Here is a 13,185-nt window from a genome sequence, read left to right as displayed (position 1 = left end):
GGAGCCCCCTGACGGCCAGTTATGCCCCTTAATATAACAGGTTATTGCGAGAGTCATCAGTCTAGTTAAGATCTGGTTAACGATGAATAGAATCTTTCTTGCACTGCGGCATCAGAGCAAAGCCAAAGATATTTCCGTTTTTCCCGCCCCAAGTTCCAGTTGCGCGGTACCGGCGTGCCCGAATGTGAGGAAATCCCCGGCAGACAAGGAAAAAACTCCCGTAGAGGACTGCGTTTGTGCTCCGCTGCCGGTGCCGCTCAGAGAAACAAGCGTTTGTGCGCCATTAAGCATCAAACTGGTCGTATGGCCGCTCGAAGTGAGTACAGCGACCTGAATTGCCACCAAAAAAGGTCCGGCAGCCGGCACCACGAGAGCATTTCCCCCACCGGCCACGGCCGCTCCGAATGTGAATCCGCCCTGGTTGAGGCCGAAGGCGGAGACGCCGCTCTGCTGGCCGGCGGCAGGCGAGAAGCTGGTCCCGCTCCGATAGGCGCGCGCCGCCGGCTGGTTCGGCCGGGATACGTGGCCGGCAGACGAGATCGACAAACCGTTCTTCCAAGTCGCGCCGTCGCTGACCTTGACCGAAAACGCATTGTCGCCAGCCAGTCCCATTTCCGCATGACCCGTGAAATCGGTCTGGAACAGGAGCGAGGCGGTATCGGCGGCGACGGCCTTGTTGATCTTGATCTGATGGCCGCCGCCCGCGTGGTTGAAGAGGCTTGCGGGCGAGGAGAGCGCCAGGCGATTTGTCGCGTCGGGCGTGGCGTCGATGCCGAGTTCCGCGAAACTTCCGCTCGCCGGCAGCGGGATGTCCTGCCAGCCGGCTCCCGAAAATACCTTGAGGCGCGAGAGCGCTGAAAACCAGGCGCGCCAGCCGGTTTTCGGTGCGACAAAGCTCCAGGCACCATCCTGCCAGATGGCGACACAGCCGGTTTTTCCCGACCGGGCACCCGTCGGCTCGGCGGCAACACTGTAGCAGGTGCCGTCGGCAGGCGAGGTTGGCGGTATTGCCTGTTCGGCAACGATCGTCAGATGCACAAGGGCATCAAGCCTCAGCAGCGCCTCGTTGTGGGTTACGTGTTTTTGCGCCTGCGAGGGCAGGATGAAAGGCATGTCCAGGTTGGCGGTCGTGTCGGTCATGGGGTCTCTCCGTTCGATTTGGAACGAAGTCTAAGGCCGGGTGGAAAAGCGGGGATATGAAACCGGGTAAGTTCTTGAAATATCGAGTGCGGCGTCTTCCGGCATGCCCGCACGAAGGATGCGTGCCCGATCTGCAACAGTTCCTGCGGCGATCGATCCCGCCGTCTCCTCAAGGCTTCCGAATGTCCTGATTGCGCTTGTCCTTTATCCCGCATATGCGAATGTGGCGCGGCGAGAGACAGGAAAAAGCATGCGTTATTCGGCGTATTCGATCTTCAAGCAGGCGCTTTCCGGCAACCGGCTCTGGACGCCGGCCTGGCGGGAGCCGGAACCCAAGCCGCATTACGACGTGATCATCGTCGGCGGGGGCGGGCACGGCCTTTCGACGGCCTATTATCTCGCCAAGGAGTTCGGCATCACCAATGTAGCCGTCGTCGAAAAGGGCTATATCGGCTCGGGCAATGTCGGGCGGAATACGACGATCATCCGCTCCAACTACCTGCTCGAGGGCAACAATCCTTTCTATGAGTTTTCTCTAAAATTATGGGAAGGGATCGAGAAAGACTTCAACTATAATGCGATGGTGTCGCAACGAGGCATCATCAACCTGTTCCATTCCGATGGCCAGCGGGACGAATATGCACGGCGCGGCAATGGCATGCGCATGCACGGCGTCTATGCGGAACTGCTGGATCGCGAGCAGGTGCGCCGCATGATGCCCTATCTCAACTTCGACCATGCGCGATTCCCGATCATGGGCGGGCTTTATCAGAAGCGCGGCGGCACGGTGCGGCACGATGCCGTCGCCTGGGGTTATGCGCGCGGCGCGGATCAACGCGGCGTCGACATCATCCAGCATTGCGAAGTCACGGGCATACGCCGCGAGAACGGCGTCGTCACCGGCGTCGAGACGACGAAGGGTTTCATCGGCTGCAACAAGCTGGCGCTGGCGGCGGCGGGGAATACGACGACCGTCGGACGCATGGCCGATCTCGAACTGCCGATCGAGACGCATGTGCTGCAAGCCTTCGTCTCCGAGGGGCTGAAGCCGGTGATCGACCATGTCATCACCTATGGCGCCGGGCACTTCTATATATCGCAGTCGGACAAAGGCGGGCTCGTCTTCGGCGCCGAGATCGACTTCTATTCTTCTTACGCGCAGCGCGGCAACCTGCAGACTGTCGAGCATACGATGGAAGAGGGCGTCTCACTGATCCCCGGCCTGTCGCGCGCCAAGGTGCTGCGGAGCTGGGGCGGCGTGATGGACATGTCGATGGACGGTTCGCCGATTATCGATCGCACGCCGGTCGACAATCTCTACCTCAACTGCGGCTGGTGCTACGGGGGCTTCAAGGCGACGCCCGCGTCGGGCTTCTGTTTCGCCCACCTGATCGCCAGGAACGAGACGCATCACGTTTCGCGCTTCATGCGGCTCGACCGGTTCGAGCGCGGTTATACGATCGACGAGGCGGGCAAAGGCCCGCAGCCGAACCTTCATTGAGACCGATCCCATGGCAAGCCTGATCACCTGTCCGCATTGCGGCGCAAGACCCAAGGAAGAGTTTTCGGTTCGCGGCGCAGCCATGCCGGCACGTCCCTCGCCGATGGCAAAGGACGAGGCCTGGCATGCCTATGTCTATATCCGCGACAATCCCAAGGGACGCTATCAGGAGTACTGGCATCATGCGGCCGGCTGCCGGCGATGGCTGGTTGTCGACCGCGACAACCTGACACACGACGTCTTCGGCGTGACGGACGCGGCGGATTTCGTGCAGGCGAGGGGGATCGAATGACCTCCTATCGCCTCGCTTCAGGCGGCGCGGCCAATCGCGGCCGGTCGCTCACCTTCACATTCGATGGCCGTACCTACAAGGGTTTCGAGGGCGATACGCTCGCCTCGGCGCTGCTTGCCAACGACCAGATGCTGATGGCCCGCAGTTTCAAGTACCATCGTCCGCGTGGCGTGGTGACGGCGGGCTCGGCGGAGCCCAATGCACTGATGACGATCGGTGCCGGCGCCCGCAGCGAGCCGAATGCGCGCGCCACGGTCGTCGAGCTCTACGACCGGCTTGTCGCAGTGAGCCAGAACCGCTGGCCCTCGCTGAAACATGATTTCGGCGCGCTCAACAATGTGCTGTCGCCTTTCCTGGGCGCGGGCTTCTACTATAAGACTTTCATGTGGCCGGCGCTTTTCTGGGAAAAGCTCTACGAGCCGCTGATCCGCCGCGCCGCGGGGCTCGGCAAGGCAGTGATGCAGGCCGATCCCGATCGCTACGAAAAATCCTGGACGCATTGCGATCTGCTGGTCATCGGCGCCGGGCCGGCCGGGTTGACGGCGGCGCTCGCGGCGGGGCGCGCGGGAGCACGGGTCATCCTGGCGGACGAAGGGTTCAGGCTCGGCGGCTCGATGCTTTCGGAAAGCGCCATGGTCGGTGGAATGCCGGCCTGCGATTTCGCAACAACGACCGTCGAGGAGCTGGCGACGCTGCCGAATGTGACGCTGATGCCGCGCACCACGGTGTTCGGCTGGTATGACGACATGGTGTTCGGCGCGGTCGAGCGGGTGCAGAAACACGTGGCAACGCCTTCGCCGGACCTGCCGATGGAGCGGCTGTGGCGCATCGTCGCGAAACGGGCGATCCTTGCCGCCGGCGCGGAAGAGCGGCCGCTTGTCTTCGGCGGCAACGACAGGCCGGGCGTGATGACGGCCGGCGCGATACGCACTTATCTCAACCGGTACGGCGTCGCCGTCGGCGGCAAGGTTGCGGTTTTCACCAATGGCGGCTCGGGGTATCGGACCGCGGCCGATCTCGTCGCGCGCGGCGTCGATGTGACGGCGATCATCGACGCACGGCCAGGATCGGCCGATCCGGTGCCGCAAGGCATCCGAGTCATTCGCGGCGGCTCGGTGACCGACACGAGGGGATGGCACCGCATCGATGGTTTGATCGCCGAACGTTCTGGATTCGAGGAAGTGATCGCCTGCGACGCGCTCGCCATGTCCGGTGGTTGGTCGCCCGTCGTCCATCTCATGTGCCAGCGCGGCGCCAAACCAGTCTGGTCGGATGAAAAACAGGCGTTCATGGCTCCCGATCTCGGCGGCGCCTTCGTGGCGGCGGGTTCCGCGGCCGGGTTCGACGGCCTCTCCGACTGCCTCAAGGACGGTGCCGCCAAAGCGCATACGGTGCTTGAAAGCCTCGGCCGCCGGGCCTTGCCGCTCGCTCTACCCCGGGTGGAGGGCGAATACGACGCGTCCTTTGCACCGCTCTGGTATGTGCCCGGCGCCAAGAACAAGGCATTCGTGGATTTCCAGAACGACGTGCATGTGGGTGATCTCGGCCTCGCTCAGCGTGAGGGTTTTCGCCATATCGAACATACCAAGCGCTATACCACCGCCGGCATGGCGACCGATCAGGGCAAGCTCGGCAATATCAACACCGTCGGCATCGTCGCCGGCATGCGCGGCGTCTCACCGGCCGAGATCGGCACGACCACGTTCCGGCCCTTCTATACGCCTGTCTCTTTCGGCGCGTTGGCAGGAAGCGCGCGGGCGGAACATGCTGCCCCTGTCCGCACCTCACCGCTTGCCGGCTGGGCAAGGAAGAATGGCGCCGCCTTCGTGGAAGCAGGGCCCTGGCATCGTTCCGCCTGGTTTCCGCGTGAGGGGGAGAAGACCTGGCGCGAAAGCGTCGACCGGGAAGTCCTGAACGTCCGCGCCAATGCCGGACTTTGCGACGTCTCGACCCTCGGCAAGATCGAGATTTTCGGCGCCGGCGCCGCGGAGTTTCTCGACCGCATCTATTGCAACGGTTTCCTGAAATTGCCGGTCGGAAAGGCGCGCTACGGCCTGATGCTGCGCGAGGACGGCATCGTCTTCGACGACGGCACGACCAGCCGGCTTTCCGAAAACCATTATGTCATGACAACCACCACGGCCTATGCCGCCGAAGTGCTCTCGCACATGGAATTCGCCGCCCAGACCTTCTGGCCGGAACTCGACGTGCGATTCGTATCGGTGACCGACCAATGGGCGCAGATGTCGCTGGCCGGCCCGAAGGCGCGCATCATCCTGGGCCGCGTGGTACAGGACGACATATCCGATGCGGCCTTCCCGTTCCTCGCGGCGAAGGAAGTGACACTGCGGGGCGGGCTGAGAGCACGGCTTTTCCGCATTTCGTTTTCGGGCGAACTCGCCTACGAGCTTGCCGTGCCGGCCGGCTTTGGGGAGGCGGTGGCGGATGCGATCATGGATGCCGGCCATGAGGATGGCATCTGCGCTTATGGCGTGGAGGCTTTGAACGTGCTGCGCGTCGAGAAGGGCCATGTGACTCACAGCGAACTCGAGGGCCGCACGACGGCCGACGATGTCGGTCTCGGCCGCATGATGGCGATGCAGAAGCCGGATTTCATCGGCAAGCGGCTCTCCACCCGCTTCGGCCTGACCGCCGCCGACCGGCTGCAGCTCGTCGGTCTGAAACCGGTGGAGGCGGACAAGGAGATCAGGGCCGGCGCGCATCTTCTGAAAGACCAGGCCAAGCCGTCGCTCGCCAATGACCAGGGTTTCGTATCTTCGGCCTGCTTCTCTCCGACATTGGGTCATTTCATCGCGCTCGCGATGCTGAAATCCGGCCGCGAGCGTTTCGGTGAGAAGATCATCGTCTGGGACGGGCTGCGCGGCACGGAGGTGCCGGCGGAAGTATGTCCGCCTGTCTTCGTCGATCCCGAAAACACCAAGCTTCACCTCTGAGGGCGGCCGATGTCGATCAACCTTCTTCACCGGCATGTGCTTGAGGATTATATTTCCGGCTTCGAAACCGATCCGAACCCGAACCATGTCGCGGTCAGCCGTCGGCCGGTGATCTTTTCGGTTCTGGCCCATCGCGGGCAGGAGACGGCGGTGGCGGAAGCGCTCGGATCAGCGCATGGCGTCGTATTACGGTTCTGCAGCCCGTCGGAATGGCTTCTCGTGTCGAGGACGGCGGGGCCGGCAACCGTTGCCGGAATTCTCTCCGACATCGCCGGCGCGTCCTTTGCCGACCAGAGCGATGGCCGCGTGCTGATGACGATCTCCGGACCGAGCGTGCGCAATATCCTTGGCAAATGCGTCGCCGTGGACTTGCATCCGGAGGTTTTCGCCGAGGACTATTCGGCGAACATGTTGTTCTGCCACGTGGCCGCGAACGTAGCCCGCAGCGGCCCCGACACGTTCGAGATCATCGTGCCGCGTTCGCTCGCCGGCTCCGCCTTCGAGGAACTGCTCGAGATGGGCCGCGAACACGCGCTGACGCGTGGCTTCAGCGACTGAAGGTGGCGCGATCCGAACATTGACTATGTCGGAAACGACAAATCCCGCTTCGCAGAAGGGGCTATTGGGTGGCTGCGGGAGCCACTAACCTCGCCGGAGATCGCCTTCCTCAACGGAGACAGTTTCCATGAAGAGCCATGCCCGTGTCGTCGTCATCGGCGGCGGTGTCGTCGGATGTTCGGTCCTCTATCACCTGACCAAATTCGGCTGGAGCGACGTGGCGCTGGTCGAGAGGTCGGAGCTGACCTCCGGCTCCACCTGGCATGCGGCGGGCGGCATGCACACGATCAACGGCGATCCGAACGTCGCCAAGCTGCAAAAATATACCGTCGAGCTCTATAAAGAGATCGAGGCCTATTCCGGGCAGGATATCGGCCTGCACATGACCTCCGGCCTGATGCTGGCGGCGACGCCGGAGCGCTTCGACTGGCTGAAATCGATCCTCGCCAAGGGCAAGTATGCGGGCATGGAGGCGCATCTGCTGTCCGCGAAGGAAGCGCACGAGATGATGCCGCTGCTCGACCCGTCGCAGTTCGTCGGTGCGGTTTACGATCCGAACGAGGGGCATCTCGACCCCTACGGCACGACACACGCCTATGCGAAGTCGGCGAAGAAGAACGGCGCGGAGATCTACCTCCACACCAAGGTCGAGGAACTGGTGCAGCTTGAAGACGGTACTTGGCGGGTGATCACCGACAAGGGGGAGATCCGCGCCGAGCATGTGGTCAATGCAGCGGGTCTCTGGGCGCGCGAGATCGGCCGCATGGTGGGTTTGGAACTGCCGGTGCTCGCCATGGAACACATGTATCTCCTGACCGAAGACATGCCTGAGGTCATCGAGTTCAACAGGACCACCGGTCGCGAGCTGCAGCATTGCGTCGATTTCGACGGAGAGATCTACATCCGCCAGGAACGCAACGGCATGCTGATGGGGACTTACGAAAAAGCCTGCCGGCCGTGGTCGCCGATCGAGACGCCGTGGGATTTCGGCCATGAGCTTCTCGCCGAGGACCTGGAGCGCATCACGAACGAGCTGGAGGTCGGTTTCCGGCACTTCCCGGCCTTCAACAAGGCCGGCATCAGGAAGATCATCAACGGACCCTTCACGTTCTCGCCGGACGGCAATCCGCTGGTCGGCCCGGTGCGGGGCATGACGAATTTCTGGTCTGCCTGTGCTGTCATGGCGGGCTTCAGCCAGGGCGGCGGCGTGGGGCTCGCGCTCGCCAACTGGATCATCGAGGGCGATCCCGGCTTCGATGTCTTCGCCATGGATGTCTGCCGCTACGGCGACTATGCGACGCTCGCCTATACCAATGCCAAGGTGCGCGAAAACTATTCCCGCCGCTTCTCGATCCGCTATCCGAACGAGGAACTGCCGGCCGCGCGACTGCTGCTGACGACACCGATCTACGATCGGCTGAAGGCGGAGGGCGCCGTGTTCGGCGCGTCGTATGGGCTTGAAACTCCGCTCTGGTTCGCGCCAGAGGGTGTGGAGGACAGATTCTCCTGGCGCCGCTCGACGGATTTCGAATCGGTCGGGCGAGAGGCGAGGGCGGTGCGTGAAAGCGTCGGGCTGATGGAGACCTCGGGCTTTGCGAAATATTCGGTGACGGGCGAGGGCGCCCGCGACTGGCTCGACGGCATCCTGGCCGGCAAGGTCCCCGAAATGGGTCGGATGGCGATCACGCCGATGCTGAATGAGGCAGGCAAGCTGATCGGCGACTTCACGCTCGCCAATCTCGATGACGAAGAATTCCTTCTCATCGGTTCCGGTATCGCGGAAGACTATCATATGCGCTGGTTCGAACGGCACTTACCGGATGACGGATCGGTGGCGGTCGAAGCCCTGAACCTTGGGCTCCTCGGTCTATCCGTTGCCGGCCCCAAAGCGAGGGATGTGCTGCAGAAACTCACGCATCTCGATCTTTCGGATGCAGCCTTCCCGTTCATGGCGATCCGCGAACTCGATCTCGGCATGGCGCCGGTCGTTCTCGGAAGGGTCAGCTACACGGGCGATCTCGGTTATGAACTCTGGATGAAGCCGGAGTACCAGCGCTACCTTTTCGATCTGCTGATGGAGGCAGGCGCCGGGTTCGGCATCACGCTCTTCGGCCTCAGGGCGCTCAATGCGCTGCGGCTTGAAAAATCCTTCGGAAGCTGGGCGCGGGAATACCGGCCGCTCTACGGTCCCGTCGAGGCCGGGCTCGGCCGGTTCGTGGCCTATGGCAAACAGGCCGATTTCATCGGCAAGGCGCCGGCGCTCAAGGAGCGGGCAGAAGGCGGAGCGCTCAGGCTTGTCACCTTCACCGTCCAGGCACAGGACGCGGACGTGATCGGGGACGAGCCGATCTATTTCCACGGCGAGGTGCGCGGCTGGGTCACTTCGGGAGGTTATGCGCATGCGTCAGGCGTCTCAGCGGCCATGGGCTATGTTCCGCAGGAGATCGCCGACGAGATCGACGGTTGGCAGATCGAGCTGCTCGGAGACATGCTGTCGGCGAAACTGCAGCCGCTCCCCCTCTTCGACCACAACGGGACGAGGATGCGGTCCTGAGGGCCGTGTGACTTTAACGTCAACCGAAGTTCAACGTTAAATTTCGTATCTTCGCAGTTTTGACTAATTTTTTTACATAAGGTGCCGGTTTTTTGGAATTAATGGTCTTTATGGCGCCAGATTGTTGAGAAGTGCCGCGATTTTGCCGGTCTCTCGGCTTTTTGTCTTCACATTTCTTACGAAAACGTTATGGAATGCGCCAAGAACTCAAGAACCCGCAAGGGACATATATACAAGAGATGCGGCCCATATAGAGGATCGCATCCGGGGGAAAGCGTATGGATTATTTTATCCAGCAGCTCATAAACGGGCTGACTCTTGGATCCATCTATGGCCTCGTGGCAATCGGCTATACGATGGTTTACGGCATCATCGGCATGATCAACTTCGCCCATGGTGACATTTTCATGCTCGGCGGCTTCGCGGCCCTTATCATATTCCTCATCCTCACGTCTTTTTTTGCCGGCATTCCGGTGGCGTTGCTTCTCCTGCTGATGCTGGTCGTCGGCATGCTGATGACGGGATTGTGGAACTGGACGATCGAGCGCGTTGCCTATCGGCCGCTCAGAGGGTCCTTCCGGCTGGCGCCGCTGATCACCGCGATCGGCATGTCGATCGTGCTGTCGAACTTCATCCAGGTGACCCAGGGGCCGCGCAACAAGCCGATCCCGCAGCTCGTCACCGATGTCTATCATCTCGGCGAGATCAGCATTTCGCTGAAGCAGATCCTCATCGTGGTCATCACGTCGGTCTTGCTCTTCGCCTTCTGGTACATCGTCAACAAGACGCCGCTCGGGCGCGCCCAGAGGGCGACCGAACAGGACCGCAAGATGGCGGCGCTGCTCGGCGTCGATGTCGACCGGACGATTTCCATCACCTTCGTGATGGGGGCGGCGCTTGCCGCGGTCGCAGGCGGCATGTACCTGATGTATTACGGCGTCGCCTCGTTCAACGACGGCTTCATTCCGGGCGTTAAGGCATTCACCGCGGCCGTTCTCGGCGGCATCGGTTCGCTGCCGGGCGCCGTTCTCGGCGGGCTGATGATCGGCCTCATCGAATCCCTCTGGTCTGCGTATTTCACGATCGCCTACAAGGACGTCGCCACTTTCGCGATCCTCGCCTTCGTGCTGATCTTCAAGCCGACGGGCATCCTCGGCCGGCCGGAAGTGGAGAAGGTCTGACATGGCTTCCCCATCGGAAAACACCCAATCCGGCCTGATGGCGAAGGCCGTCAAGGAAGGCATCTTCGCCGGTGCAATAGCCTTCGGCATGTTCCTCCTCTATGTCGGCATCGAGACCTATCAGGATATCGATAACCGGCTCGTCTGGCGTACCCGCTGGGGATTGTTGGCGATCTTCGTCCTGGTGGCGGCGGTCGGCCGCTTTCTGACGGTCGGTTTCATCAAGCCGCATATCGATCGCCGCAAACTTGCCAAGGCGAAGAGCGGCGTCCTCGAAATCTCCGAGGACAAGGGCTTCTTCCACAAGCACTTCCTCAAGATCGCGCTGATCGCGCTGCTGCTTTATCCGATCGGCTCCGTCATGCTGTTCGGGCCGCAGGGCTCGCTGAAGTATGTCGATAATTTCGGCATCCAGATTCTCATCTATGTCATGCTGGCCTGGGGGCTCAATATCGTCGTCGGGCTTGCCGGTCTGCTCGACCTGGGTTATGTCGCTTTCTACGCGGTGGGCGCCTATTCTTACGCATTGCTCTCGGCGAATTTCGGCTTGTCCTTCTGGATACTGCTCCCGCTCGCCGGCATCCTCGCCGCCATGTGGGGCATTATTCTCGGTTTCCCGGTGTTGCGCCTGCGCGGCGACTACCTGGCGATCGTAACGCTCGCCTTCGGGGAGATCATCCGCCTCGTCCTCATCAACTGGACGGATGTCACCCAGGGTACGTTCGGCATCTCCGGCATCGCCAAGGCATCGGTCTTCGGCATCTGGTCGTTCGATGTCGGATCGCCGAACTATTTTCCGAGGGCCATGGGACTTGCGACCTCCTCGGCGTGGTACAAGATTTTCCTGTTCTACGTCATCCTGGCGCTCTGCCTCGTCACTGCCTATGTGACGATCCGCCTTCGCCGCATGCCGATCGGCCGCGCGTGGGAAGCGCTCCGCGAAGACGAGATCGCCTGCCGTTCGCTGGGCATCAACACGGTCGCGACCAAGCTTACCGCTTTCGCCACCGGCGCGATGTTCGGCGGTTTCGCGGGCTCCTTCTTCGCCACCCGTCAGGGCTTCGTATCCCCGGAAAGCTTCGTCTTCCTGGAGTCGGCGGTCATCCTGGCGATCGTCGTCCTCGGCGGCATGGGCTCTCTGACCGGCATCGCGATCGCCGCAGTCGTCATGGTCGGCGGTACTGAACTGCTTCGCGAAATGGAATTCCTGAAGCTGATTTTCGGGCCTGATTTCACGCCGGAACTCTACCGCATGCTGCTCTTCGGCCTTGCGATGATCATCGTGATGCTCTTCAAACCGCGCGGTTTCGTGGGATCGCGTGAACCGACAGCCTTCCTCAGGGAGCGCAAGGCGGTCTCCGGAAGCTTCACCAAGGAGGGGCACGGCTGATGACCTCCGGAACAAATGCGATGACGTCCAATATGAGCGGCGACACCATCCTCAAGGTCGAGCACCTGTCGATGAAGTTCGGCGGCCTGATGGCCATCAACGACTTCTCCTTCGAGGCGCGGCGTGGCGAGATCACGGCGCTGATCGGCCCGAATGGTGCGGGCAAGACGACCGTCTTCAACTGCATCACCGGCTTCTACAAACCGACGATGGGCATGATCACGATGACGCAGCGGGACGGGAAGGATCACCTTCTCGAGCGGCTGAAGGATTTCGAGATCACCAAGCATGCCAAAGTGGCCCGTACCTTCCAGAACATCCGGCTGTTTTCCGGCCTGACGGTTCTCGAAAACCTCCTGGTCGCACAGCATAACGTGTTGATGAAGGCGTCCGGATACACGATCCTCGGACTTCTGGGCCTGCCGGCTTACAAGAACGCCGCCAAGGCTGCGATCGAGAGGGCGCAGTACTGGCTGGAAAAGGCCGACCTGGTCGATCGCGCCGACGACCCCGCCGGCGACCTCTCCTATGGCGCCCAGCGTCGTCTGGAGATCGCCCGCGCCATGTGCACCGGCCCCGAGCTTTTGTGCCTGGACGAGCCTGCCGCCGGCCTCAATCCGAAGGAGTCGCTGACCCTCAATGCGCTGCTGCGCGGCATCCGCGACGAAGGTACGTCGCTGCTCTTGATCGAGCACGACATGTCCGTGGTCATGGAGATTTCCGATCACGTCGTGGTGCTTGAATACGGCCAGAAGATTTCCGACGGCACGCCGGATCATGTGAAGAACGACCCCAAGGTGATCGCCGCCTATCTCGGCGTGGAAGACGACGAGGTGGAAGAGGTGATTTCGGAAGTCGAGAGCGAAGGAGGGGCGCACTGATGGCCGGTGAAACCCTTCTGAAGGTCCAGGGTGTCGAGACATACTACGGCAACATCCGTGCGCTCGCGGGTGTCGATGTCGAGGTCAACAAGGGTGAGATCGTCAGCCTGATCGGTGCTAACGGAGCCGGCAAGTCGACGCTGATGATGACGATCTGCGGCAGCCCGCAGGCCCGAAGCGGCCAAGTCATATTCGACGGCGAGGATATCACCAAGCTGCCGACGCATCTGATTGCCCGGAAGCGTATCGCACAATCGCCGGAAGGACGCCGCATCTTTCCGCGCATGACGGTTCTGGAAAATCTCCAGATGGGTGCGAACCTCGATAACCTCAAATACTTCAAGGAAGACGTAGAAAAGATCTTCGTCCTCTTCCCGCGTCTCAAGGAACGCCAGAGCCAGCGTGGCGGCACGCTTTCCGGCGGCGAGCAGCAGATGCTGTCGATCGGCCGCGCGCTGATGGCCCGCCCGAAGCTGCTTCTCCTCGACGAGCCGTCGCTCGGCCTCGCGCCACTGATCGTCAAGGGCATTTTCGAGGCGATCAGGAAGCTCAACCAAGAAGAAGGGCTGACCGTCTTCCTCGTCGAGCAGAACGCATTTGCCGCCCTGAAGTTGTCCGACCGTGCCTATGTTATGGTCAACGGCAAGGTGACGATGTCGGGATCCGGCAAGGAGCTTCTGGCCAATCCGGAAGTCCGTGCCGCCTATCTCGAAGGCGGAAGGCACTAGGAGATC

10 protein-coding genes are annotated in these 13,185 nt (G+C 61.7%); 9 read left to right on the top strand and 1 reads right to left on the bottom strand.

The annotated features are described in order from the left end of the window. Window positions 1-111 precede the first annotated feature (111 nt). Window positions 112-1,140, bottom strand: coding sequence for a DUF2793 domain-containing protein (locus DMO26_RS08945; RefSeq protein WP_117191718.1), 1,029 nt, complete (start codon window positions 1,138-1,140; stop codon window positions 112-114). Window positions 1,141-1,390: 250 nt separating this feature from the next. Between DMO26_RS08945 and DMO26_RS08940 the strand changes: the two genes are divergently transcribed. The 9 genes from DMO26_RS08940 (at window position 1,391) to DMO26_RS08900 (ending at window position 13,179) form a co-directional block, all read left to right on the top strand. Next, window positions 1,391-2,641, top strand: coding sequence for a sarcosine oxidase subunit beta family protein (locus DMO26_RS08940; protein WP_117191717.1), 1,251 nt, complete (start codon window positions 1,391-1,393; stop codon window positions 2,639-2,641). A 10-nt stretch (window positions 2,642-2,651) separates the two neighbouring features. Then, window positions 2,652-2,933, top strand: a complete 282-nt coding sequence (locus tag DMO26_RS08935; RefSeq protein ID WP_117191716.1) for a sarcosine oxidase subunit delta — start codon at window positions 2,652-2,654, stop codon at window positions 2,931-2,933. Further along, window positions 2,930-5,887, top strand: a complete 2,958-nt coding sequence (locus DMO26_RS08930) for a sarcosine oxidase subunit alpha family protein (protein ID WP_117191715.1) — start codon at window positions 2,930-2,932, stop codon at window positions 5,885-5,887. Before DMO26_RS08935 ends, DMO26_RS08930 begins: the two co-directional genes overlap by 4 nt. A gap of 9 nt (window positions 5,888-5,896) precedes the next feature. After that, window positions 5,897-6,445 (top strand): sarcosine oxidase subunit gamma, encoded by a 549-nt coding sequence (locus DMO26_RS08925; RefSeq protein WP_117191714.1) that lies wholly within the window; start codon window positions 5,897-5,899, stop codon window positions 6,443-6,445. Window positions 6,446-6,572: 127 nt separating this feature from the next. Further along, window positions 6,573-8,999, top strand: coding sequence for a GcvT family protein (locus tag DMO26_RS08920; RefSeq protein WP_117191713.1), 2,427 nt, complete (start codon window positions 6,573-6,575; stop codon window positions 8,997-8,999). Window positions 9,000-9,277: 278 nt separating this feature from the next. Beyond that, window positions 9,278-10,180, top strand: coding sequence for a branched-chain amino acid ABC transporter permease (locus DMO26_RS08915; RefSeq protein WP_117191712.1), 903 nt, complete (start codon window positions 9,278-9,280; stop codon window positions 10,178-10,180). 37 nt (window positions 10,181-10,217) lie between these two features. After that, on the top strand, window positions 10,218-11,570 hold the full coding sequence (gene livM / locus DMO26_RS08910) for a high-affinity branched-chain amino acid ABC transporter permease LivM (protein ID WP_404947032.1): 1,353 nt from the start codon (window positions 10,218-10,220) through the stop codon (window positions 11,568-11,570). Further along, window positions 11,570-12,451 (top strand): ABC transporter ATP-binding protein, encoded by an 882-nt coding sequence (locus DMO26_RS08905; protein ID WP_117191710.1) that lies wholly within the window; start codon window positions 11,570-11,572, stop codon window positions 12,449-12,451. The genes livM and DMO26_RS08905 overlap by 1 nt, the downstream gene beginning before the upstream one ends. Further along, window positions 12,451-13,179 (top strand): ABC transporter ATP-binding protein, encoded by a 729-nt coding sequence (locus DMO26_RS08900; protein WP_117191709.1) that lies wholly within the window; start codon window positions 12,451-12,453, stop codon window positions 13,177-13,179. Before DMO26_RS08905 ends, DMO26_RS08900 begins: the two co-directional genes overlap by 1 nt. Window positions 13,180-13,185 lie beyond the last annotated feature (6 nt).

The sequence above is a fragment of the Rhizobium terrae genome (genome assembly GCF_003425685.1).
In the GTDB taxonomy this organism is placed as follows: domain Bacteria; phylum Pseudomonadota; class Alphaproteobacteria; order Rhizobiales; family Rhizobiaceae; genus Neorhizobium; species Neorhizobium terrae.
This window is presented reverse-complemented; position numbering and strand designations above follow the sequence as displayed.